Annotated in this window: 22 protein-coding genes, 4 tRNA genes and 1 pseudogene; 10 read left to right on the top strand and 17 right to left on the bottom strand. The window is 58.9% G+C overall.

Annotated elements, in window-relative coordinates; genetic code table 11:
* The first annotated feature begins 128 nt into the window (after nucleotides 1–128).
* From ACSQ87_RS05140 to ACSQ87_RS05120, 5 genes are all read left to right on the top strand, one after another.
* Complete coding sequence (locus ACSQ87_RS05140; RefSeq protein WP_008154887.1) at nucleotides 129–755, top strand: DUF1780 domain-containing protein; 627 nt, start codon at nucleotides 129–131, stop codon at nucleotides 753–755.
* Nucleotides 752–1,279 carry an MOSC domain-containing protein gene (locus ACSQ87_RS05135; RefSeq protein WP_436273472.1) on the top strand — a complete coding sequence of 176 codons (528 nt, stop codon included), beginning with the start codon at nucleotides 752–754 and terminating at the stop codon, nucleotides 1,277–1,279. Before ACSQ87_RS05140 ends, ACSQ87_RS05135 begins: the two co-directional genes overlap by 4 nt.
* Nucleotides 1,280–1,333: 54 nt before the next feature.
* Complete coding sequence (locus ACSQ87_RS05130; RefSeq protein WP_008154890.1) at nucleotides 1,334–1,507, top strand: DUF3094 domain-containing protein; 174 nt, start codon at nucleotides 1,334–1,336, stop codon at nucleotides 1,505–1,507.
* A 60-nt stretch (nucleotides 1,508–1,567) separates the two neighbouring features.
* Nucleotides 1,568–2,866: an NAD(P)/FAD-dependent oxidoreductase gene (locus ACSQ87_RS05125; RefSeq protein ID WP_095130590.1), complete on the top strand. Its 1,299-nt coding sequence runs from the start codon at nucleotides 1,568–1,570 to the stop codon at nucleotides 2,864–2,866.
* A gap of 319 nt (nucleotides 2,867–3,185) precedes the next feature.
* Entirely contained in the window at nucleotides 3,186–3,578 is a 393-nt protein-coding gene (locus ACSQ87_RS05120) for an HvfA family oxazolone/thioamide-modified RiPP metallophore (protein WP_223431638.1), read from the top strand.
* A gap of 62 nt (nucleotides 3,579–3,640) precedes the next feature.
* On the opposite strand, the gene ACSQ87_RS05115 is transcribed toward ACSQ87_RS05120, so the two are convergent.
* From ACSQ87_RS05115 to rluD, 9 genes and pseudogenes are all read right to left on the bottom strand, one after another.
* The gene (locus ACSQ87_RS05115; protein WP_411741501.1) at nucleotides 3,641–4,504 is read right to left on the bottom strand and encodes a methyl-accepting chemotaxis protein; all 864 of its coding nucleotides are present in this window, start codon (nucleotides 4,502–4,504) and stop codon (nucleotides 3,641–3,643) included.
* A pseudogene (locus tag ACSQ87_RS05110) lies at nucleotides 4,496–5,266 on the bottom strand (MCP four helix bundle domain-containing protein); the annotation flags it as partial. The gene ACSQ87_RS05115 and the pseudogene ACSQ87_RS05110, both read right to left, overlap by 9 nt.
* A 167-nt stretch (nucleotides 5,267–5,433) precedes the next feature.
* Nucleotides 5,434–5,510: transfer RNA gene (locus tag ACSQ87_RS05105), tRNA-Pro, on the bottom strand.
* Between the two features lie 97 nt (nucleotides 5,511–5,607).
* A tRNA-Lys gene (locus ACSQ87_RS05100) sits at nucleotides 5,608–5,683 on the bottom strand.
* A gap of 5 nt (nucleotides 5,684–5,688) precedes the next feature.
* Nucleotides 5,689–5,765, bottom strand: a tRNA-Pro gene (locus ACSQ87_RS05095).
* A 9-nt stretch (nucleotides 5,766–5,774) separates the two neighbouring features.
* Nucleotides 5,775–5,850: transfer RNA gene (locus ACSQ87_RS05090), tRNA-Asn, on the bottom strand.
* A 301-nt stretch (nucleotides 5,851–6,151) separates the two neighbouring features.
* On the bottom strand, nucleotides 6,152–8,716 hold the full coding sequence (gene clpB, locus ACSQ87_RS05085; protein ID WP_436273471.1) for an ATP-dependent chaperone ClpB: 2,565 nt from the start codon (nucleotides 8,714–8,716) through the stop codon (nucleotides 6,152–6,154).
* Nucleotides 8,717–8,846: 130 nt separating this feature from the next.
* Nucleotides 8,847–9,572, bottom strand: coding sequence for a peptidoglycan editing factor PgeF (pgeF, locus tag ACSQ87_RS05080; RefSeq protein WP_223431641.1), 726 nt, complete (start codon nucleotides 9,570–9,572; stop codon nucleotides 8,847–8,849).
* Complete coding sequence (rluD, locus tag ACSQ87_RS05075) at nucleotides 9,569–10,531, bottom strand: 23S rRNA pseudouridine(1911/1915/1917) synthase RluD (RefSeq protein ID WP_046048807.1); 963 nt, start codon at nucleotides 10,529–10,531, stop codon at nucleotides 9,569–9,571. The genes pgeF and rluD overlap by 4 nt, the downstream gene beginning before the upstream one ends.
* A gap of 151 nt (nucleotides 10,532–10,682) precedes the next feature.
* Here rluD and ACSQ87_RS05070 point away from each other — a divergent pair, with 151 nt between their 5' ends.
* The 4 genes from ACSQ87_RS05070 to ACSQ87_RS05055 all read left to right on the top strand — a co-directional run bounded on the left by ACSQ87_RS05070 (nucleotide 10,683) and on the right by ACSQ87_RS05055 (nucleotide 14,983).
* The gene (locus ACSQ87_RS05070; RefSeq protein ID WP_150658187.1) at nucleotides 10,683–11,705 is read left to right on the top strand and encodes an outer membrane protein assembly factor BamD; all 1,023 of its coding nucleotides are present in this window, start codon (nucleotides 10,683–10,685) and stop codon (nucleotides 11,703–11,705) included.
* Nucleotides 11,706–11,827: 122 nt separating this feature from the next.
* The gene (locus ACSQ87_RS05065) at nucleotides 11,828–12,061 is read left to right on the top strand and encodes a PP0621 family protein (protein ID WP_008154904.1); all 234 of its coding nucleotides are present in this window, start codon (nucleotides 11,828–11,830) and stop codon (nucleotides 12,059–12,061) included.
* Nucleotides 12,051–13,640, top strand: coding sequence for a sensor histidine kinase (locus ACSQ87_RS05060; protein ID WP_436273470.1), 1,590 nt, complete (start codon nucleotides 12,051–12,053; stop codon nucleotides 13,638–13,640). Before ACSQ87_RS05065 ends, ACSQ87_RS05060 begins: the two co-directional genes overlap by 11 nt.
* Before the next feature lie 2 nt (nucleotides 13,641–13,642).
* Nucleotides 13,643–14,983: a sigma-54-dependent transcriptional regulator gene (locus ACSQ87_RS05055; RefSeq protein WP_223431643.1), complete on the top strand. Its 1,341-nt coding sequence runs from the start codon at nucleotides 13,643–13,645 to the stop codon at nucleotides 14,981–14,983.
* Nucleotides 14,984–14,986: 3 nt separating this feature from the next.
* Here ACSQ87_RS05055 and thiO read toward each other — a convergent pair whose 3' ends face one another.
* The 7 genes from thiO to ACSQ87_RS05020 are packed head-to-tail and all read right to left on the bottom strand — an operon-like array spanning nucleotide 14,987 to nucleotide 21,772.
* A complete protein-coding gene (gene thiO / locus ACSQ87_RS05050; protein ID WP_223431644.1) occupies nucleotides 14,987–16,087 on the bottom strand; it encodes a glycine oxidase ThiO in 1,101 nt (366 codons plus the stop codon).
* 56 nt (nucleotides 16,088–16,143) lie between these two features.
* Nucleotides 16,144–16,539 (bottom strand): type IV pilin protein, encoded by a 396-nt coding sequence (locus ACSQ87_RS05045; protein ID WP_223431645.1) that lies wholly within the window; start codon nucleotides 16,537–16,539, stop codon nucleotides 16,144–16,146.
* Between the two features lie 15 nt (nucleotides 16,540–16,554).
* Entirely contained in the window at nucleotides 16,555–19,665 is a 3,111-nt protein-coding gene (locus ACSQ87_RS05040; protein WP_436273469.1) for a pilus assembly protein, read from the bottom strand.
* The gene (locus tag ACSQ87_RS05035) at nucleotides 19,652–20,131 is read right to left on the bottom strand and encodes a pilus assembly PilX family protein (RefSeq protein WP_436273468.1); all 480 of its coding nucleotides are present in this window, start codon (nucleotides 20,129–20,131) and stop codon (nucleotides 19,652–19,654) included. The genes ACSQ87_RS05040 and ACSQ87_RS05035 overlap by 14 nt, the downstream gene beginning before the upstream one ends.
* Nucleotides 20,132–20,142: 11 nt before the next feature.
* Complete coding sequence (locus tag ACSQ87_RS05030; protein ID WP_436273467.1) at nucleotides 20,143–20,856, bottom strand: PilW family protein; 714 nt, start codon at nucleotides 20,854–20,856, stop codon at nucleotides 20,143–20,145.
* Complete coding sequence (gene pilV, locus ACSQ87_RS05025) at nucleotides 20,853–21,302, bottom strand: type IV pilus modification protein PilV (RefSeq protein ID WP_150658194.1); 450 nt, start codon at nucleotides 21,300–21,302, stop codon at nucleotides 20,853–20,855. The genes ACSQ87_RS05030 and pilV overlap by 4 nt, the downstream gene beginning before the upstream one ends.
* Entirely contained in the window at nucleotides 21,299–21,772 is a 474-nt protein-coding gene (locus tag ACSQ87_RS05020; RefSeq protein ID WP_150658195.1) for a GspH/FimT family pseudopilin, read from the bottom strand. The genes pilV and ACSQ87_RS05020 overlap by 4 nt, the downstream gene beginning before the upstream one ends.
* 131 nt (nucleotides 21,773–21,903) lie before the next feature.
* Between ACSQ87_RS05020 and ACSQ87_RS05015 the strand changes: the two genes are divergently transcribed.
* Complete coding sequence (locus ACSQ87_RS05015) at nucleotides 21,904–22,461, top strand: GspH/FimT family pseudopilin (RefSeq protein ID WP_436273466.1); 558 nt, start codon at nucleotides 21,904–21,906, stop codon at nucleotides 22,459–22,461.
* Here the strand turns inward: ACSQ87_RS05015 and ispH are convergent.
* Nucleotides 22,430–23,377 carry a 4-hydroxy-3-methylbut-2-enyl diphosphate reductase gene (ispH, locus tag ACSQ87_RS05010; protein ID WP_033054296.1) on the bottom strand — a complete coding sequence of 316 codons (948 nt, stop codon included), beginning with the start codon at nucleotides 23,375–23,377 and terminating at the stop codon, nucleotides 22,430–22,432. The two genes, ACSQ87_RS05015 and ispH, sit on opposite strands and share 32 nt — an antisense overlap.
* Nucleotides 23,378–23,456 lie beyond the last annotated feature (79 nt).

The following is a 23,456-nucleotide window of genomic DNA, read 5'->3' as shown; positions in this document are numbered from 1 at the left end:
TGCAATGCCCTGAACCGGGCGCGGGATGTGGATTGTTACGGGCATGGCGCGCCGCAGATCCGGCGGATCTGACCCTCTCCGATAAACTGTCTTCTTTGCGATCGCATTTGAACGCTAAGCTTGGGCTTATGGATGACTCAGATTATTTACGCCTGCTGACCATCGCGGCCGAGCAAGCCAACGCGTTCCTGTCCAATGCCCGCAAATGGGAGCGTGAGCGTTGGGTTTGTCAGCGCCTGCTGCAAGGCCTGAACATTCCCTATCGCGCCGACGAATTCGCCCCGGCCGGGGAGCCGCCGGACGTGCTGTTTCGTGACGCCAGTTTCGAAGTGTTTTTCGTGCTCGATGAAGGCCGACGCCTCAACGACGAATGGCGCGATGAACTGCAACGCCGGCGCAGCGCGTTTTCCCTCAGTTCGCTGGTGCGCCGCGAGGCCAAGCCCCGGCGCATTCCGGCCAATGAATTCTTGCTGAGACTGGCGCCGACCTTGCGCAAAAAAGCGCACAACTACAAAGAACGCGGCATGGACCTGGGCGAACTGGACATCATCGCCTTCGCCAGCCTCAAGCGCGAAGTGCTGGACCTCAACAGCCATTTCCCGCCACCGACCGAATACCTGCGCCAGGGCTGGCGCTCGTTGTCGCTGGTCGGTCCGACCTTCGCCCGTGTGCTGTTCGCGCACCCGGATGCGCCGGATTTTCTGCGCAGCAACCTGGGTCGCAGCATTGTTTTCGACGTCGGGATCAGCCTGTGAGTCCATTGCAGGAGCTGATTGCCGAAGTGCCGCAAACGGGTCGCGTTCGCTGGATCGGCGTGCGGCCGCAGTCACGTTCTCAAATGATCGAACTCGATGCCGTGGAGGCGCGGCTTGAAGCCGGTTTGACCGGTGATCACACGCGTCCTGGTGTACGCAATGCGCGGCAGGTCACGCTGATGCAATGGGAGCATCTGGCGGTGATCAATTCGCTGATGGGCCGGCCGGAAGATAAACCGGTATTACCTAATGATTTGCGACGCAACCTCGTTATCAGCGGTATCAACCTGTTTAGCCTCAAGGGCCGTCGCTTCAGGATCGGACAGGCGATTTTCGAAACTACGGGCTGGTGCCAACCCTGCGCCCGTCTCGAGAACAACCTCGGCCCGGGGACCTTTCAGGCCGTTCGCGGACATGGCGGAATCACCGCCCGAGTGTTACAAAGTGGAATCATTCGCCTGGACGATACGGTGAGCGTCGAGCCCATTCCTGCCAGCGGCTATGCTCCGTTCAATGTGGGCTAAAACCTGCTGTAGCTTCTACACATTTAGCAACGTCTACCCCTGACGAGGCCCAATATGACCAGCCGCCTGAACCCCGACGACCAAAAGCATGTCGAAGAGTACCTGCAACTGTCCCAGCACCAAGTCGAGCGCCGGCCTTTTCGGCCGTGGATGCTCCTGGTGGTGGTGTTGGCAGTGACCATTGGTTTAGGCCTGTTGAGCCGACTTATCAGTTACCTGACGCTATGAGCTGCATCGCGCTCGCTCGGGTAATTGCACCGATTTCTTTTAGCCTTGCGAGATATCCCCATGACTCATCGTATTGTCATCGTTGGCGGCGGCGCCGGCGGTCTGGAGTTGGCTACCCGTCTGGGTAAGACTCTGGGCAAGCGCGGCACGGCCAGTGTGATGCTGGTCGACGCGAACCTGACCCACATCTGGAAACCGTTGTTGCACGAAGTGGCGGCCGGTTCCCTGAACTCTTCCGAAGACGAACTCAACTATGTTGCCCAGGCGAAATGGAACCACTTCGAGTTCCAGCTGGGGCGCATGAGCGGGCTTGATCGCGCACAGAAGAAAATCCAGCTGGCCGCCACCTATGACGAAGCCGGCGTGGAACTGGTCCCCGCGCGCGAACTGGGTTACGACTCGTTGGTGATCGCGGTCGGCAGCACCACCAACGATTTCGGCACGCAGGGCGCGGCGCAACACTGCCTGTTCCTCGACACCCGCAAACAGGCCGAGCGTTTCCACCAGCAATTGCTCAATCACTACCTGCGCGCCCATGCCGGGCAGACCGACAAGGTGGAGCAGATCAGCGTGGCCATCGTCGGTGCCGGTGCTACCGGGGTTGAACTGGCTGCCGAACTGCACAACGCTGCCCATGAACTCGCGGCTTACGGCCTGGACCGGATCAAACCGGAGAACATGCACATCACCTTGATCGAAGCCGGGCCACGGGTATTGCCTGCGCTGCCGGAACGTATCGGCGGGCCTGTGCATAAAACCCTGGAGAAACTCGGGGTCAACGTCATGACCAATGCTGCGGTCAGCGAAGTGACGGCCGACAGCCTGATTACCGCCGATGGCAAAGTCATCAACGCCAGCCTGAAAGTCTGGGCCGCCGGGATTCGTGCACCGGGTTTCCTCAAGGACATCGATGGCCTGGAGACCAACCGGATCAATCAGCTGCAAGTGCTGCCGACCCTGCAAACCACCCGCGACGAGAACATCTTCGCCTTCGGTGACTGCGCGGCCTGCCCGCAGCCGGGCACCGATCGCAATGTACCGCCACGCGCCCAGGCTGCCCATCAGCAAGCTTCGTTGCTGGCCAAATCGCTGAAACTGCGGATCGAAGGCAAACCTCTGCCTGCGTACAAATACACCGACTACGGCTCGCTGATCTCGCTGTCGCGTTTTTCGGCTGTGGGTAACTTGATGGGCAACCTCACCGGCAGCGTGATGCTTGAAGGCTGGCTGGCGCGGATGTTTTACGTGTCGCTGTATCGCATGCACCAGATGGCGCTGTATGGCGCGTTTCGCACGGCGATGTTGATGTTGGGCAGCAAGATCGGCCGCGGGACTGAGCCACGTCTCAAACTGCACTAACGCGATCTAGTGTGGGAGCGGGCTTGCTCGCGAAGAGGGCGTGTCAGTCGACGTAAATGTTGCCTGACCCACCGCTTTCGCGAGCAAGCCCGCTCCCACAGTTGATCTCCATTGATTTGGAGATGTGTGTCTCACTGTATCTACCCCCACGATTACCCCCCTTCGCTTACAAACTCCCCCCTTGCGCGACACAGTAGCGATACACCACACCCGCTAAATGGCCACACCCGAGCAAGGCACCCCGCCCGCTACGGTTATCGCCGCACTTACGTGGCGTCCTTTATCGAACGGTTGTGTCGTGCAACCCAGGAGTATTGAAATGTCCCGTACCACCAAAAACACTATCGGTCTGCTCGGCGCTGTTTTGGCCGGTGGCATGATGTTGTCCGGCGCTGTTTTCGCCTCGCAACCTCTGACTCAGGGCTACCTGCTGGCCTCGGCCGAACAGGTCGTGAAAACGCCTGAAGGTAAATGTGGCGAAGGCAAGTGTGGCGATGCGTCGATGGCAAAAACTGACACCGATGGTGACGGCAAGGTCTCCCGTGCGGAATTCCTGAAAGTGGCGCCCAAGGCCAACTTCGACAAGATCGACACCAATCATGACGGCCAAATCGACGAACAAGAGGCTTTTGATAACGTGAAAGCCAACTACGAAGCCAATGGCAAAAAAATGCCGAAGGGCTTGTTCGAGCACCTGAAAGACAATAGCTAAGTTGCTGTAGTCCAAGCCCTGCTTCTTCATCGAGAAGCGGGGCTTTTTTTCATTTCACAGTTTTACACCTGAAAGCGCTGCACCATGGTTCGCAACGAATTGGCCAGCTGTGAAAGTTCTTGGCTGGACGCGCTGGTCTGATCCGCCCCGGCGGCAGATCGCACCGAAAGGTCACGAATATTCACCAGATTGCGATCCACTTCCCGCGCCACCTGCGCCTGTTCTTCGGCAGCGCTGGCGATCACCAGATTGCGTTCATGGATCTGATGCACCGACGCGGTGATGGTCTGCAACGCTTCGCCAGCACGCTCGGCCAGGGCCAATGTGCTGGCCGCACGGGTTGAGCTGGCGTGCATGGAATCCAGCGCCTGGGTTGAGCCGTTGCGCATGCCCTGAACCATTTGCTCGATTTCCTGAGTCGATTGCTGCGTGCGATAAGCCAAGGCGCGAACTTCGTCGGCAACCACCGCGAAACCTCGACCGCTTTCCCCGGCGCGCGCCGCTTCAATGGCAGCGTTGAGGGCCAGCAAGTTAGTTTGCTCCGCAATCGCACGAATCACATCCAGTACCTTGCCGATGTCCTGAGACTGGTTGGCCAGGGACTGCACCAATCCGCCGGTAATTTGCACATCACTGGCCAGGGCTTCAATGGCCGTGACTGTTTCGCTGACCCGCTCCTGGCCGGCGTGCGCGGACTCACTGGATTGGCGCGTGGCGTCGGAGGTAGACACCGCGTTTCGCGCGACCTCCTCCACGGCGGTGGTCATTTCGGTGACAGCCGTCGCCGCTTGTTCGATCTCGTTGTTCTGCTGTTGCAGGTTCTGCGTGCTGTCGAGCGTGACCGCATTCAACTCGTCAGCCGCTGTCGCCAATTGCGCCGCCGAGCCGCTGATACCTTGCAAGGTTTCACGCAGATTGCGCTGCATGGTCGCCAACGCCTTGAGCAAGCGACTCACTTCATCGTTGCCATGGGCTTCGATGGGGCGCGTCAGGTCGCCTCGTGCCACGTTTTCAGCGGCATGCAACGCTTCGCTCAACGGCTTGACGATGCTGCGGGTCAGCAACATGGCCAGACCGACGGTGGCCAACGCCGCCAACGCGATGAACAGGCTGACGATCATTCGCGATGTTTCGTAATGCGCTGCGGATTTCTCGCTCTCGGCGGCGACTTGTTTGGCGAACAGATCCGCCAGGTCAGTGAGCTGTTTGCCGGAACCATCGACCACGGTTTTCATGTCGATCAGCAGCAGTTTGGTCAGTTCGTCGCGGCGACCCTGTTCGGCCAGAGAGAAAGACTGAGCAATGCCGGAACGATATGCCGCAAAGGTGGTTTTGAATTGGTCATACAAGGCCTTGCCTTCTGCGGTGTTGACCAACTGATCATAAGCCGCAATCTTCTGGCTCAACTCTTTGTCGCGGGTGTCCATCTGGCCGCGGTAGACAGGGATGTTCTTCGGGTCCTGATCCAGGGCCATGCGCAGGGAAATAGTGCGGATGCGCAGCATGATTTCGCGGATCTCGTCACCACCGCGAATGCTCGGCAGCCATTGTTTCTCCACCGCCACCTCGCTGTCGCGAATGCTCGACATCTGCCCCAAGGCAAAAATCCCGAGCAAAGCGACCAATACGGCAATCAGGGCAAACCCCAAGGCTGCCCGAGGAGCGATATTTAACTGACGAAGCACCATAACGAACGCCCTTTTCTTGTAGTGGCTTGGATAAGGGGTGTTGTTTCGGCAGTACCCCGTCGCCTCGTTATCGGCAAGTTGTACGATGACTGAAGTGTTATTTCTCGAAGACAAAAAATCGAAGACAAAAAAAATCCCCGTATCTTTCGATACGAGGATTTTTAATATGGTCGGGGTAAGGGGATTCGAACTCCTGACATCCTGCTCCCAAAGCAGGCGCGCTACCGGACTGCGCTATACCCCGGTAATAAAAAGGCGACCTTTTAAAAGTCGCCTTCTTCGATCAGTGCTTTTGGCCTCTGATCTTAAGATCTGATCCCAGCGTTGACTGGTTTCAAAAATGGTGGGTCGTGTGGGATTCGAACCTACGACCAATTGGTTAAAAGCCAACTGCTCTACCAACTGAGCTAACGACCCAAAAATGGTCGGGGTAAGGGGATTCGAACTCCTGACATCCTGCTCCCAAAGCAGGCGCGCTACCGGACTGCGCTATACCCCGGTTTGAAATTGGCTCCGTGACCAGGACTCGAACCTGGGACCCAATGATTAACAGTCATTTGCTCTACCGACTGAGCTATCACGGAACTACATATTTCAATTTACAACGGTGAAGCTTTACTGCGTTCTCTTCGACCCGTTCGCATCGCTGCGTTCGTGTGTCTGAGGCGCGCTATTCTACAATCTTAAGCACCTCTGTCAACCCCCTAAATTGCTTTCAAGTTAATGATTTGCAACTTATTTCAGATTCCTGCTTGGGGAGCTGGAACCCTTCAGGGCGACTTACTGCGGGGCGCACTTTACAAGCCTTTTCCTTTCAGTTCAACAGCCTGGCGAAAAAAAGGCCTCGCAATGCGAGGCCTTCTTTTATTGCACTGCCGCCGAGCGTCAGACGAAAACGATTTCGTCGTTTTCCACGACACCTTTGGCGGTATCGCCGGGCATGAATCGACCCGACAGAATCAGCTGTGCCAGCGGGTTCTCGATCCAGCGCTGGATCGCTCGTTTGAGCGGCCGTGCGCCGTACACCGGGTCGTAACCGACAGCGATCAGCTTATCCATCGCTTCCGGACTCAGCTCAAGCTTCAACTCGCGCTCGGTCAGGCGACTGCGCAGACGACCCAACTGGATCTCGGTAATGCCCGCGATCTGATCCCGAGCCAACGGCTCGAAGATCACCACTTCATCGACCCGGTTGATGAACTCCGGCCGGAAGTGCGTGGAAATCGCATCCATCACCGCCGCACGTTGCGCCTCTCGATCACCGACCAGTTCCTGGATCTGCACCGACCCAAGGTTGGAGGTCATGACAATCACGGTATTTTTGAAATCCACCGTGCGGCCATGACTGTCGGTCAGGCGGCCATCTTCCAGCACTTGCAGCAAGATGTTGAAGACGTCCGGGTGGGCCTTCTCGACCTCGTCCAGGAGAATCACCGAATAAGGCTTGCGACGCACCGCCTCGGTCAGGTAACCGCCCTCTTCATAGCCTACGTAGCCTGGTGGCGCGCCGATCAGACGAGCCACGGAATGTTTTTCCATGAATTCGGACATGTCGATCCGCACCATCGCCTCTTCCGTATCGAAGAGGAACTCGGCCAGCGCCTTGCACAGCTCGGTTTTACCGACACCGGTCGGGCCGAGGAACATGAACGAGCCGCTCGGGCGATTCGGATCCGACAACCCGGCACGGGAACGCCGCACCGCGTTGGAAACGGCAATCACCGCTTCGTCCTGGCCGATTACACGTTGGTGCAACAGGCTTTCCATCTTCATCAGCTTGTCGCGCTCGCCTTCGAGCATTTTCGACACCGGAATACCGGTCCACTTCGAAACGACTTCAGCGATCTCTTCTTCGGTCACCTTGCTACGCAGCAACTGGTTTTCAGTTTTGCCGTGCTGGTCGACCATTTGCAGGCTGCGCTCCAGGTCCGGGATGATCCCGTACTGCAACTCGGCCATGCGGTTCAAGTCGCCTTTGCGGCGGGCAGCTTCCAGTTCCTGACGGGACTGTTCGATTTTCTGCTGGATCTGCGCAGAACCCTGAACTTCGGCTTTTTCCGCGTTCCAGATTTCCTCCAGGTCCGAGTACTCACGTTCGAGGCGGACGATTTCTTCCTGGAGTTTTTCCAGACGTTTTATCGCGGCTTCGTCGCTTTCTTTCTTCAGCGCCTGGGATTCCACCTTCAGCTGAATCAGACGACGCTCCAGACGATCGAGCACTTCGGGCTTGGAGTCGATCTCCATGCGGATGCGGCTGGCCGCTTCATCGATCAGGTCGATGGCTTTGTCCGGCAGCTGACGGTCAGTGATATAGCGATGACTGAGCTTGGCCGCAGCGATGATCGCGCCGTCGGTGATCGCCACCTTGTGGTGAACCTCGTAGCGCTCTTTCAGGCCACGCAGAATCGCGATGGTGTCTTCTTCGCTCGGCTCGTCCACCAGCACTTTCTGGAAGCGCCGTTCGAGGGCTGCATCCTTCTCTATATATTGGCGGTACTCGTTGAGCGTGGTCGCGCCAACGCAGTGCAGCTCACCGCGCGCCAACGCCGGCTTGAGCATGTTGCCCGCGTCCATCGAGCCTTCGCCTTTACCGGCGCCGACCATGGTGTGCAGTTCGTCGATGAACAGAATGATCTGCCCTTCCTGCTTCGACAGCTCGTTGAGCAGGGATTTGAGGCGCTCTTCGAACTCGCCGCGGTACTTGGCACCGGCAATCAGCGACCCCATGTCCAGGGACAGCAGGCGTTTGCCTTTCAGTCCATCCGGCACTTCGCCGTTGATGATGCGCTGGGCCAGGCCTTCAGCGATGGCGGTTTTACCCACACCCGGCTCACCGATCAGCACCGGGTTGTTCTTGGTACGGCGTTGCAGGACCTGAATGGTCCGGCGAATTTCGTCGTCACGGCCGATCACCGGATCGAGCTTGCCTTCTTCGGCACGCTTGGTCAGGTCGACGGTGTATTTATCCAGCGCCTGACGCGACTCTTCGTGGTTGGCGTCATTGACGGCCTCACCACCGCGCAGGTTGTTGATCGCGTTTTCCAGGGCTTTCTTGCTGACGCCCTGACCGAGCAACAATTTGCCGAGCTTGCTGTTCTCGTCCATGGCGGCGAGTAACACCAGCTCGCTGGAGATGAACTGGTCGCCCTTCTGCTGGGCCAGACGATCGGCCTGATTGAGCAGGCGCGCCAAATCCTGCGACATGTTGACGTCGCCGGTCGGGTTCTGGATTTTTGGTAGTTGGTCGAGCTCTTTGGTCAGCTCTTTACGCAGGCTGTTGACGTCGAAGCCCACCTGCATCAACAGGGGTTTGATCGAACCACCCTGCTGCTCGAGCATGGCTTGCATCAAGTGCGCCGGTTCAATGCCCGGATGATCGAGGCCGACGGCCAGGGATTGGGCGTCGGACAAGGCTAACTGCAATTTGCTGGTTAAACGGTCTATACGCATGGGTCACCTTCCTTTTGAGCAGGCCGGACCTATAAAACATCCTGAATGAAGAAACCTGCCAGATACCGTTATAGATGCGGTCGATTCTGGAAGATTCAAGCGTCAAACAGTTGATGCAGATCAGCGAAGTCTAGCGCTCGAGCCAGACAAGAGAGGCAAACCGGCCGGTGCGTGGGCTGCGGCGGTAAGAAAAGAAGCGAGGATCGGTCACGGTGCAGAAACCGCCACCATAAACAGCGGTGACACCTCGAGCCGCCAGACGCAAACGCGCCAACTCATAGATATCAGCCATGAATTTGCCAGCATTGGCACTCGGCACAAAGGCTTTGGCGGCTTCGGGCAATTGCTCGACGAAGGTTTCGCGCACTTCCGGACCGACTTCAAAGGCTTGCGGGCCAATGGCCGGACCGAGCCAGACCAGCACTTCTTCTGGTGGCACGGCCAGCGTGTCTAGAGTCGCTTCCAGCACACCTGCCGCCAACCCGCGCCATCCGGCATGAGCCGCTGCTACGCGAGTGCCGGCACGGTCGCAAAACAATGCCGGCAGGCAATCCGCGGTCATCGCCGTGCAGGCGATACCGGGCGTTGCCGTCCAGCTGGCATCGGCAGTGGCCGTAAGGCTTGGGTCTGCGTGGGCCACAGCAATGCCGTGAACCTGCTTTAACCAGGCCGGCTGAATAGAAAAATGATCGGTGAGGCGACGGCGGTTTTCGGCAACAGCTTCGGGGCTGTCATCGACGTGATCGCCGAGGTTGAGGCTGTCGAACGGCGCCAGACTGACGCCGCCCGCACGGGTGGTCACACAGGCTTTCACCCCGGCAGGCGCAGGCCAGTCGGGAATCAGCCAGTCACTCATCCGATGAACGCTTCGCGGTCTTGCTTGAGCAGCGTCAGCAACCAGACGAAATCGTCCGGCAGTGGCGATTCCCAGCTCATGCGTTTACCGGTAGTCGGGTGATCCAGCTCCAGGAACCGCGCATGCAGCGCCTGACGCGGGAATGCCTTCAACGATTCGATCATGGTCACACTGGCTGCCGGCGGAATACGGAAACGACCGCCGTAGGCAGGATCTCCGACCAACGGGAAGTTGATGTGAGCCATATGCACACGAATCTGGTGCGTACGACCGGTTTCCAGCTTCACCCGAACGTGAGTGTGGGAGCGGAAACGCTCGAGCACGCGGTAATGGCTGACGGCTTGCTTGCCACCTTCCATCACGGCCATGCGCTGGCGTTGCTGACCATGACGACCGATTGGCGCGTTGATCTTGCCGCCGGCAGTTACCACACCGATCACGATGCACTCGTAGATCCGGCTTACGCTGCGGCTCTGCAATTGCGTGACAAGCTGTGTCTGCGCCTGAATGGTCTTGGCCACCACCATCAGACCGGTGGTGTCCTTGTCCAGGCGATGCACGATACCGGCGCGGGGCACATTGATGATGTCCGGCACGTGGTGCAGCAAGGCGTTGAGCAAGGTGCCATCAGCGTGACCGGCGGCAGGATGCACCACCAGACCCGCGGGTTTGTTGATCACCAGGATGTCGTCGTCTTCATAGACGATGTCCAGCTCGATGTCTTGAGCGATCCATTCGCCCTGAGCTTCCTGCTCGGCAGTGAGTTCAAGAATGGCACCACCGTGAACAATGTCTCGCGGGCGGATAACCGCCCCATCCACAGTCAGGCGGCCGTCTTTGATCCAGGCGGAAAGGCGCGAGCGCGAGTGCTCAGCGAATAATTGTGCGGCGACTTGATCGAGGCGTTGGCCGCCCAATTCGGACGGCACCTCTGCGCGAAGTTCAATTTTATCGGACATGCTCAGACTAGGCGTCGGCACAGCCTTTGGTTTCGGCTGCGCGCTTGTGGTTAAATACGGCGTCTTTTGCCCCGAGGCTTATCAACGGGGCGCTCATCATAACAGGACGGCCCCGCCCAAGACAGCGGCCGTCATAGGGACGCAAGCCGCCATGCAAGTGAAACACCTGCTGCTGATCGCCATCCTCGCATTGACCGCTGCTTGCTCATCGAAGGAAGTCGTAGACGAAAACCTGAGCGAGGTCGAGCTGTACCAGCAGGCTCAGCACGATCTGGACAACAATAGCTACACCGCCGCCACAGCCAAGCTGAAGGCGCTGGAGTCGCGTTATCCGTTCGGTCGCTACGCTGATCAGGCTCAACTCGAGCTCATCTACGCCAACTACAAGAACACCGAGCCTGAAGCTGCGAAGTCCGCCGCCGAGCGCTTCATTCGCCTGCACCCGCAGCACCCGAACGTGGATTACGCGTATTACCTCAAGGGTCTGACTTCTTTCGACCAGGACGTCGGCCTCTTGTCGCGCTTCCTGCCGTTGGACATGACCAAGCGTGACCCGGGCGCCGCTCGCGACTCCTACAACGAGTTCGCCCAGCTGACCAGCCGCTTCCCCAACAGCCGCTACTCGCCGGACGCCAAGCAGCGCATGATCTACCTGCGCAACCTGCTGGCGGCCTACGAGATTCACGTTGCCGACTACTACCTGACCCGTCAGGCCTATGTCGCCGCCGCGAACCGTGGTCGCTACGTGGTGGAAAACTTCCAGGAAACCCCTTCGGTCGGTGACGGCCTGGCGGTGATGACAGAGGCTTACCAGCGTCTGCACCTGGACGACCTGGCCGCCACCAGCCTCGAAACCCTGAAGCTCAACTACCCGAACCATCCAAGCCTGGTCGACGGTCAGTTCCAGCCTTCGGTGGCCGAAGCCGACAACCGGTCGTGGTTGAGCAAGGCCACCCTGGGCCTGATCGAATCCCGTCCACCGCTGCCGCCGGGCGAAACCCGCGCTAACCAGGACGTGCAGAAGCAATTCCAGGACGCCAAGGACGCGATTCCGAACGATCTCAAGCCTAAAGATGAAAATGGCGACGTGATCGAAGAAGAGGAACACGAGTCCGAAGCCAATAACAGCGACCGCTCGTGGTTCAGCTACATGACCTTCGGCGTGTTTGACTGACGCATCGGGTTGTACAAAAAGGAGCCTTTCGAGGCTCCTTTTTTATGGGCTCGATGATTACGCTGTGCGCTGGTCATGTCCTTGGCTAAACTGGCTCATCACTCGTCGAATAGCTGCTCATCATGCTTCGTTTACTGTTCTGGATCGCCCTGATTGCCGCTGCGGTATGGTTCTGGCGCAAGTTCAAGGGCCAGGCCTCCGTGCCCAAGTCCTCTGCCGAGCTGGAAGCGGCCCCGATGGTCCGCTGCGCCCATTGCGGCGTACACCTGCCACGCGACCGCGCGCTGAGCCTTCAACAACAGTGGTATTGCAGCCAGGCTCATCTTGAGCAAGGCCCGGGCTCCAGTGATCGCTGAGACCTCCAGTCCCGGCAGCAAACAGGCCCAGCGACTGCTGCGCCTCTATCACCTTTACCGTTTGAGCATCGGCATCACCCTGGTGCTGTTGATCTCCAGCAACATGGACAACCAGCTGCTGACGTTCAGCAATGACGACCTGCTGCGCAGTGGCAGCTGGTTTTACCTGGTGCTGAATATCCTGCTGGTGGTATTCCTCGGGAATACCCGGCGCCCGGCGCAACTGTTCAGCCTGGCGCTGACCGACGTCCTGCTGCTGTGCGCTCTGTTCTACGCCGCCGGCGGTGTGGCCAGCGCCATCGGCAACTTGCTGATCGTATCGGTAGCCATCAGTAACACCTTGTTGCGAGGGCGCATCGGACTGCTGATTGCCGCCGTCGGCGCACTTGGCATCGTCGGGTTGAGCTTCCTCCTGAGTTTCAGCCATCCCGCTACCCCCAACGATTACCTGCAAGTCGGCACGCTCGGCGCCCTGTGTTTTGCGGCGGCATTGCTGGTGCAAGGGCTGAGCCGACGCCTGGAGGTCAGCGAAACCCTCGCCGAACAACGGGCCAGCGAAGTCGTCGGCCTCGAAGCCCTCAACGCACTGATCCTGCAACGCATGCGTACCGGCATCCTGGTACTCGACGACAAGCGGCGGGTTCAACTGGCCAACCACAGCGCCTTGAACCTGTTAGGCCGGGAAAATCTTGCAGGCCAACTGATCGACGACTACCTGCCCAGCCTGGTCGAACGCCTGCAACTGTGGCTCAACAATCCGACGCTGCGCCCCCAGAGCCTGAAAGTCGCCAGTAGTGGTCTGGAGCTGCAACCAAGCTTCATTGCCCTGGACCAAAGCCCGCACCAGCAGACCCTGGTCTTTCTCGAAGACCTCGCGCAGATCGCTCAACAAGCCCAGCAATTGAAGCTCGCCGCCCTCGGTCGCCTGACCGCCGGTATCGCCCATGAAATCCGCAATCCACTGGGCGCCGTTAGTCATGCCGCGCAGCTATTGCAAGAATCAGAGGAACTGAACCGCGCGGATCGACGTCTGACACAGATTATTCAAGACCACTCTCAGCGAATGAATCGGGTAATCGAAAACGTCCTGCAACTGTCCCGCCGCCAGCAAACCGTAGCGCAACGGCTTGATCTGAAGCCGTGGCTGGAACAGTTCGTCAACGAAACCCGCGAGGGGGCGACCGAGCATCAGCAGATTCACCTGCGCATCGGCTCAGGAGACTTCAAAACCCTGATGGATCCAGACCAGCTGACCCAGATTCTCGACAATCTGTTGCGCAATGCCTGGCGCCATAGCGCCTTGAATCACGACCTGGCGCAGGTCTGGCTCAAGTTGTTCGTCGACCCGGACAGCCAGCTGCCGGTACTCGAGATCCTCGACGATGGCCCTGGCGTGGCACCGGAGCATCATGTGCACTTGTTCGAACCGTTCTTCACCACCAGCCCCCAAGGCACTGGCCTGGGGCTTTATCTGTCCCGTGAGCTGTGCGAAAGCAACCAGGCCCGCCTAGACTTCAAACCACGCCAAGGCGGCGGCTGCTTTCGCATCACTTTTGCTCACGGACGGAAACAAAGTTGAACATGAGCCCACGGCAAAAAGTCCTGATCGTCGACGACGAACCGGATATCCGCGAACTCCTGGAAATCACCCTCGGCCGGATGAAACTCGACACTTTCAGTGCCCGCAACCTCGGCGAAGCCCAGGCCCTGCTGTCGCGAGAGACGTTCGATTTGTGCCTGACCGACATGCGCTTGCCGGACGGCACCGGCCTTGAGCTGGTGCAACACATCCAGCAACGCCACTCACAATTACCAGTGGCAATGATCACCGCTTATGGCAGCCTGGAAACGGCGATCAACGCCCTCAAGGCCGGCGCCTTCGACTTCCTGACCAAACCGGTGGACCTCACTCGCCTGCGAGAACTGGTCAGCAGCGCACTTCGGTTGCCTGCGCCGGGCGGTACCGGCATCGCCATCGATCGCCGGCTACTGGGTGATTCACCGCCCATGCGCGCCCTGCGCAAACACATCGACAAACTGGCCCGCAGTCAGGCCCCGGTGTACATCAGCGGCGAATCCGGCAGCGGCAAGGAATTGGTCGCGCGACTGATCCATGAACAAGGGCCGCGCGCCAGCCAACCCTTTATCCCGGTCAATTGCGGGGCGATTCCGTCGGAATTGATGGAGAGCGAATTTTTCGGTCATCGCAAAGGCAGTTTCAGCGGTGCCATCGAAGACAAACCCGGACTGTTCCAGGCGGCCCATGGCGGCACCTTGTTCCTCGACGAAGTGGCTGATTTGCCGCTGGCGATGCAGGTCAAACTGCTACGGGCAATACAGGAAAAAGCCGTTCGCGGTGTCGGGGAACAGCAGGAAACCGTGGTCGATGTGCGTATCCTTTGCGCCACCCACAAAGACCTCGACACCGAAGTTGCCGCCGAACGCTTTCGCCAGGATTTGTATTACCGGTTGAACGTGATCGAACTACGGGTGCCGCCCTTGCGCGAACGCCGTGAAGACATCGAATCCCTCGCCAGCCATGTGCTCAAACGCCTGGCCATCAGCACCGGCCAACCCGCCGCAAAACTCCACCCCCATGCCCTCGACGCGCTGAAAAGCTATCGCTTCCCCGGCAACGTGCGGGAACTCGAGAACGTGCTCGAACGGGCGCACACGTTGTGCGAAAACAAACAAATTGAAACCAGCGACCTGCGACTGGCCGAAGGCAACTGCAACCCGGAAGGTGGTATGCCGGACCTGACGCAGATCGATAACCTGGAAAACTACCTGGAAAACGTCGAACGCAACCTTATCCTCCAGGCCCTGGAAGAAACCCGCTGGAACCGCACGGCGGCGGCTCAGCGGTTAAATCTTTCATTCAGGTCGATGCGCTACAGGCTCAAGAAACTGGGACTCGATTGAGTCTCAGATCCGTCCCGCCGGTGCATATGGCGCCGGATCAATGATCGGCTCACGCCCCAGCATCACATCCGCAAACAACTGACACGATGCCGGCGCCAGCACCAAGCCATTACGGTAATGCCCGCAATTGAGCCAAAGCCCTTCGAACCCTGGCACCCGACCGATGTAGGGAATGCCTTCCGGCGAGCCCGGTCGCAACCCGGCCCAGTGGCCCACGACCTCGGCACCCGCCAGTGCAGGAATCAACTCCACCGCCGATGCCTTCAGGCTCTCCAGGGCAGATTCGGTCGGTGTTTTGTCGAAGCCTTCATGCTCCAGTGTACTGCCGATCAGAATGTGCCCGTCGCGCCGGGGAATCGCATAACGCCCCTTGGCCAGAACCATGCTCGGCAGGAAATCCGCTGCGCATTTGTAGAGAATCATCTGCCCTTTCACCGGCTCGACCGGCAGCTCCAGATCCAGGCTCTTGAGTAAATCACCGCTCCAGGCACCCGCAGTCAGCACCACCTGATCGCCATGAATCGCTCCCGCCGAGGTCTGCACCCCGACCACCGTAGCGCCTTCACGGATAAACCCGCTGACTTCACACTGCTCATGAATCGTCACGTTCGGCAGCGCCAGCAACGCAGCCTTGAGGGACTTCACCAGCCGCGGATTACGCACATTGGCCACATCGGCCATGTAGATCGCCCGGGAAAAACCGCTGCCCAGCACAGGCACTGCGTCGTGAGCCGCCGAGATATCCACAGCCCGCAACGGCCGGTTTTCACGCTCGGCCCATGCCAGCGCCTCGGCTTCATCATCCAGATCCAGCCAGTACAACCCGGTGGTATGCACCTCGGGATCGACACCAGTGGCGGCAAACAGTCGCTCACCCAGCTGTGGATAAAAATCCTGGGACCAATGCGCCAACGCGGTGACCGCTGGGCTGTAGCGCCACGGGTAAAGCGGCGAAACGATACCGCCACCCGCCCAGGACGACTCCTGACCGACGTTCGAGCGATCCAGCAGCACAACACTTTGCACTTCGGACGCGAGATTGAACGCCGTCAGCAGGCCAATCACGCCGCCGCCGACAATCACCACTTGCTGTTGCCTGGTCATGTTCTGATCCAACCGTTAAATAAACAGAGGGCACAAAAGGCGCCCGCAAAAGGAACTCAGCGACCCCAGCAATCCTTGGTCGTGGCCGTCGCATTGACCATGCTTCTGACGCCTGTGTTGGTGATAGTGAAATCACCGCACTTGTCAGCCGCCATGGCCTTGCCGGCCTTGCGCACTGCCGTCAGCAGGAAGGTCTGATCGGTCAGGGTCGGGGTGATGGTGTAGAAGTCATTACCGGCGTTCAGGCCGGTGGCATTGGTGTAGACATTATTCTTCGAATAGTAGCGTTCAAGGATCTGCGCTTGTTCGGAGAGCAGGCCGGCGACTTCAGTGCGGCGGCCCTTATTCACGTACTCGGTGAGGCTCGGGTAGCCAATGGTGATGACGATCCCGATGATCGCAATCACGATCATGATTTCGATCAGGGTAAAACCTCGGCTGGATCTGCGCATGCCTCAAACTCTCACTTACTGTATTTGTCGCCACATGATGCGACGGCTGCCGCCGCTGCCGGGCTTTTCCACCAGGGAGCTGATGCCACCGCTGGAGTTGTTCACAATCTTGCGGGACGCATTGTTGACGATCGCGTTCAGCGTCGGAATACCACCGGTGAAAATCACCCCGCTTGATATCGAATCCGTGCTGTCGACCAGCCCGTCACCATTGGTGTCGAGCACCGCGTAATTGAGCATCTTACCGCTGAATGCATCCAGCTCGACCAGTTTGCCGGTACCGAAACTGGCGCAAGGATCGGTGGTGTCCACGCTGGCCGTGGTGAACACGATCCGGCCCGCCGCCAGACTGGCCTGATTGATCACCCGCTCACCGGTTAGCACGTTGTTGTACACCAGCGGCAGGTACCAGCCTTTTTTCGCCGGATAGGTCACGTCGTTCTGGCTGGTGGTGATGAATTGCCCACTGCTACCCGAGAACACGCCAGTCACCGACTGTGCCTGCAAACTGGACGTTGTGATTTGTCCGGAGCCACCTTCCGCATCCCACACGGCATAGAAAGCCTGAAGGTCTTTGTTGGTCTTGTCGGCAATTTCATTGAATTTACCGGTACCGAAAAACACTTCCGTCCCCCCCAACGAATTGTCCGCCAGCAATGGTTGCGCGGTAATCGGCTGGGTGATGCCACCTGCGGTGGTAAACAGCGGATTGCGGGAAAACGCCAGGTCCCACGATTCCGGGGCGGTAGCGCTCAAATCAAACTTCCACATCCGCCCCTTCAAATCGCCGCCATAAGCGGCCTGCACCACATTCTGCGAATTGACCCGAAGTTTTACCGATGACAGACCGTTGGTAGTCTCCGCGCCGTCCACCACGATTTTCTTGATCAGCGTGCCGTCGCGAATGTCGACCACGTACAACGCTGCCACCCCGGAGTTGCTGCCATAACCGTTGGAGATGAATGCAGCCCATCGACCGTCGGCCAAGCGTGCCACTTCCGGTCGTGCGTAGGCATAACCCAGATCATTGAAAACGTTCGCCGTATTTGCTGTGGACGGTGCGCTGATCTCCCACAACGCCTTGGTCACGTTACCTGCCGAGGCGTCGAACAGTTGCAGCGCATAGAAGGTTCGCCCCCCCGCCCCTGTCCCGCCCAACGCGAGGGTTTTCCAGGCACTGTTGAGCTGGGCATCGAACACGCCCACCTGACCGTCCACCAAAAACTTGTGGCTCACCCCGTTTATGTAAGTGGAGTCGGCGATATAGCGCAGTGACGGCAACACACTGGACGGCATAAAAGCGTAACGTCGCGTGCCATTGGCTGTGTTGATGACGTTTACAAAGCCGTCATTGGCGTTCACCACGAGGCTGGCATTCATGCTTGCCGCTTTGGTTGCCAGATAGGTGCTGTAAGTGGTGTCGCCTGACAGATCAGACGCGGTTTTATCCGTGGGTGACGCCAGGGCCAACGGCGAATTGATGATGTCGCCAAGCAGCACACTGCGCACTTTCAGGCCGACCTTGTTGGCGCCCTTGCTCCACTCCACCAGATCGCTGCCGGTGATGCCAATGGGCAAACCCTGGTTGATGGATGTTTGCTGGGCAGGGGAAAAACTGGCGTAGGCCAGTGTCACAGCCGAATTGGTCAGGGTATTCCAGGACTGGTAGGTCGGCGCCGTGGCACCGGGCACGATGGCGGTATCGGTTGTCCACAACACCGAGGCGGTGTTGACCGCGCCAGCGGAGGTAAACCCGTAAGACTTGATCGTGCCGCGCCAATCCTTGGGATCGTAACTGGTCTGAAAGTAACTCGAACCGCTGGTCAGAGTGGTCCCGCTGGTGACGCCACTGCCGCCAGAGCCGGCCCCGGAGGTGATGTCGCTCAGGGCCGAAGACAGTGCGCTGTTGAGCCCGACGCCTTCAGTCGCCTGGTAGTACTTGCCCTGCCCGTAGGTCGCGGCGTCCGCCAGCATTTGGTTTGCTGCGGTAAAACCCACGGTGTAGGTATTCATGTTCTGCCTGGGAAAATCCAGGGCGTCCCAGCTTTTGCCCGCGGCATCGGTCCCCGTGGAGCGCATGTCGATGTCGAAGGCGAACTTGGCGATGTCATCCAGATACAGGGTATCGCCATCGTCGTCGCCGAGGAGGTTGGCGCCATCGTTATTGCTGATCCCGTCCCAGTTCGGTAAGCGGCTGCCACCGAGAGGATCGTCGGCCGGAAAGGTTCGGTCGTAGGTTGGCAGGCCATCAGTAATCACCACCCCGTAGTTTCTTTGGCAGCGATACTGAATCGGACTGGTATAGGTGGTGGGCGTCGAGTTGTTGTACGGCGCCATGCCACGGAAATAGCGGGTGATCTCGTAATAGGCTTCAGCCAGTGGCGTATTGGCCTCCGCGCTCAGTTCGTCGATTCCGGCGATCAATGCGTTGTAGTTGGTATCAGCCTGAGCCTGAGTCACGGTGCCGCTGACAGCCGACAAATCACTGACCGAGCGGGTGATGTAACCGCCGTCATTCTTATGGTTTCCGACAGCCAGGTTGAACGTCGCCAGGCCGATACGCAGCGAGCGATTACCGGCCACCAATGCCTTGGAAACATTGCGCGCCACATTCATCCGGTAATCATCGGGGATCGAGCCATCGGTGAAATCCCGGTCGGAATTGTTGGCCAGGCTTATCAGATACGACAAGTATTTCGCCGAATAGCGAGTGTCCTCGCGCCCTACCGGATCAGGAAGCTTCAGGCAAAGCGAATCCAGACCGGAAACGCTGTTCTTATAAAAACCGTACCATCCGTCCTTGACGCATGTTCCGTGATTCAAACTCGACAAAGCGATACTGGTATCGGTCATGTCAAGTTCCCGGCCTTTCAAGCACGTACCATTCGAGAGGCAAATAGTCACCGGGGGGCGCGCGATCGCTGGGTCGAAGCCTGCCGCCCAGATAATGCTGTTCATACTCCCCGAGTCATCTAGTAGCAGCATCACGTTGGGTGCCACGGCGGCGGCGTTCAACAGCGGCGAATCCGAGGGCGTGAACGCATAGGCCGGCGCCGACAGGTAAAGCCCCAACACCGCGCCGCAAAACAACCTCCACAACCCGTCACGCCACTCAATCCTTTGCATAAATACTCTCCACCACACTGCGCGAGTTGCCCGCGATGCCGACTGCGGTCACCCGGTACAGCGTTGTCGAGGTGTTGCTCGGAACATTCACGGCGGTCAGGGTGGTGCCGATGTTCTGCACCCCGTAAAAACCGCTGCCGGAGGCGATCCAGGTTACCCCCGAGGTGGAATTTAAGCCGGCGCCGATGATTGTCGACGACTCGGCCGGCGGCGCGCATTGGGTGGTGCCGCTGCAGACCGGTAACGAATAGGTCTCCAGTTGCACCGCGCTTTCACCTACGCGCAACGCCGATTCGGCGCCCTGGAACGACTGATTGCGCAAGGTCACGCTGGCAGCCATTTTTTCCTGCAGCGTGGCGCTTTGCATCGATGAAAGACCAATCAGTGTCAGCAACAGAAGAAACACCAGGCTAACCAGCAGCGCCATGCCACGCTGGGTGTGAGGGGTCACGGGAGAAATACTCATCGGCCCTCCCCTCATGGCAAGCGGTTGCGCAGAGCGGCAACCACGTTGAAGGTTTGGTTGTGTACCCGATTGTTCGGGTCGGTGAGGGTCAATGTCAGGCGAACACTACGAATGCGCGCCGGATCAGAGGGGTTGCTGCTGTAACTGGAGGCAGCCACATCAGTGGCCGAACTGGCGAGGCCGAAGCTCACGTTGAAGGCACTGACGTTGTTCACCAGCACCGCCTGAGCCGGCGTGCCAGTGCCGACACCCATCAGCAGTTGATTGTTGCTGAAGCTGTAGATCAAGCGCCGGATCGGAAACGCCAGCTCGCCCGACGCCGGAACTCGGGTGCCCGTGTAGGCCGTTGCATTGTTCCGACAATCGGAAACCACCGTCCAGGTCGGTACCCCGCCACCGCCGCCGACATCCGAAGTCACCAGGGTCAGTTTGAGGTTGGCATTGTCCCAACTGATCGGCGTTGTCTGGCTGACATTGAAGTCACCCGCCGAGCTCGAGTCGGTGATAGCCCCCAGACATCCGAACATGCCGACCATGCGAATTTCCTGAATCAGTTTGCTCAGTACGAAACGCGCATCTTCCTGCATGGCGGCAGCGGTGCTCTGGCTGACATAGGTGTTCTTGGCCGCGATGAAAATCTGCGCCACGCCCAGGACCACGACCAAACTCAACGCCAGGGCGATCAGTAACTCGATCAGGCCGAAACCTCTGTTGGCCTGGTTCATGGTGTCGACACCGGATCGACTGTGGCGCGACTGGTCAGGACAAAACTGCGCCGCGAATTGGCGATGTTCGCAGCCCGCGAGTCATCCCAGGTGATGGTGATGGTGTACACCCGCTGATTGAGCGTAACGCTTCCGGTGGCAGTGGCGCCGCCGAAATCGACAATGTTGGTGGTGAAGTCGTAGAGGTCCTGATCCCGGGCGACGCTCAGGTTGCCTGAGGTCGGTGGCGTGACGGTGTAGTCGGCACCGGAGTTGGCGCGAATTCGGTCCATCATGTCGTAGGCGATAAAACTGGCCTGGCTGGTCATCCGCGAACTGTCTGTGTACTTCAGCGCGTTGAGCTGAATCGCCGCAGCCCCTAACAGCCCCACGCTCAGAATCAACAACGCAACCAAGACTTCGATCAGCGTCATGCCCTCCTGTGCACGCTTGTTCCATCCCCTCATCCGCAATTTCCACCCAATAGAATTCGTCCGTTCAAACACACATTCAGCGTCCTGCTTTGCGCCCCCAGTACATAGCTGATCACTACCGCCGTGGACGGTGCCGACAACCCACCCAGATTGTTGAAATCGATGGCAGTCACCCCCGAGGTTAGCGTTAGAGTCGCCCCGCTGCTCATCGCTGGAACAACCCGCAATACATTGGCCGGATTGCCAGTACCGTCAAAGACCGTTAATTCCCCGGTCCAGACGCTGCCGCCGGCCGTCGGGCGCAGCCGGGTGGTGACACCACGGTCGATAGCCTCCAGTCGGGCGAAATTGAGTCCGCGTTGCAGATCGCCGATTTCGGTGTCGGCCTTGGTGATTTGCACCGAACGGGTAAACGCCGGTACGGCCAGCGTGATCAGGACCAGAAACACCGCGAGCGCGATCAGCAACTCGATCAGCGTGAAACCTTTTGTACGATGATCCATCGGTGCCCTCCGTTGCCGTCGGCTATACCTGCTTCTACACGCTAGAACATTCGACCGGCAGGTGTTCGGTTGTTTTGCCATAACTCGCGCAGGGATCGCGCGAGCCGCAGTACTCCAGGGAGGGAGATGACATGCATCAGCGAGGTTTCAGCCTGATCGAACTGCTCATGGGACTGACAATTGTCGGTATTGTTCTGCTATTGGTCAGTCCGGCGTTTGCTGCACTGACTGAATCGAACCATCGCGAGCAGGTGGCACAGTCGCTTATCAGCGGTATACGCAACGCCAGAACCGTTGCCATCACACGCAACCAGAGCGTCGTGATTCACGGAATCAACGACGACTGGAGTCAGGGCTGGCGGATCATTCTGGATATCAGTGGTAAAGGCGCGGAGGACAACAGCAATCCGCTGCTGGTTGAGCGCGCGAGTGGCACTCGGGTGCCGATTGTCGGCAATTGGCCGGTCAGGCGATACATACGTTTCAACAGTATTGGCGAGCCACAGATGCCCGGACGGGCCTTTCAAGCGGGGACATTGCACATTTGCGCAGCCCGCGAACCGGTCACTCAGCTCCAGGTGGTGCTGGCCGCGACCGGCCGCGTCAGCCTGCGCAGCCATAAGGCTGAGCAGGCGCTGTGCCCTGGAGGCAAAAGCGTTAAAGCAGGGAGCGGACGCGTAACTCTTTAGGCATGGAGAAGGTGATGTTCTCCTCGCGACCGGCCAGTTCATCGGCGCCGGTAGCACCCCACGCTTGCAACTGCTGGATCACGCCACGCACCAGCACTTCCGGTGCGGAGGCGCCAGCAGTGATGCCGATTCGCTCGACTCCGTCGAACCAGCTCTTTTGCAGGTCTTCGGCACCGTCGATCAGATAGGCCGGGGTAGCCATGCGCTCGGCCAGTTCACGCAGGCGATTGGAGTTGGAGCTGTTCGGGCTGCCGACCACCAGTACCACGTCGCACTCGTCGGCCAGTTGCTTGACCGCGTCCTGACGGTTTTGCGTGGCGTAGCAGATGTCGTCCTTGCGCGGGCCACCGATCGCCGGGAAGCGTGTGCGCAGGGCATCGATGACGCGGCTGGTATCGTCCATGGACAGGGTGGTCTGGGTCACGAACGCCAGTTTTTCAGGGTTGTTCACCTGCAAGGCGGCGACGTCTTTCTCGTCTTCGACCAGATAGATCGCGCCACCATTGCTGCCATCGTACTGGCCCATGGTGCCTTCGACTTCCGGGTGACCGGCGTGGCCGATGAGGATGCATTCACGGCCGTCGCGGCTGTAGCGTGCAACTTCGATGTGTACCTTGGTCACCAGCGGGCAGGTGGCGTCGAACACCTTCAGGCCGCGACCGGCGGCTTCGGTACGCACGGCCTGGGAAACACCGTGGGCACTGAAGATCACGATGACGTCGTCCGGCACCTGATCCAGTTCTTCGACGAAGATCGCCCCGCGAGCACGCAGGTCTTCGACGACGAATTTGTTGTGGACCACTTCGTGGCGCACGTAGATCGGCGGCCCGAAGACTTCCAGGGCGCGGTTGACGATTTCGATCGCCCGGTCCACACCGGCGCAGAAGCCACGGGGGTTGGCGAGTTTGATTTGCATGCTGTGCCTCGTGTCTTGCGCGCAAGAAATAGCGAAAACAGTAAAAAACTTCTTACTGTGGGAGCGAGCCTGCTCGCGA

Source organism: Pseudomonas sp. LjRoot277 (assembly GCF_964253845.1).
In the GTDB taxonomy this organism is placed as follows: domain Bacteria; phylum Pseudomonadota; class Gammaproteobacteria; order Pseudomonadales; family Pseudomonadaceae; genus Aquipseudomonas.
The sequence above is the reverse complement of the archived record's forward strand: the minus strand, read 5'-3'. Positions and strand labels throughout refer to the sequence as shown.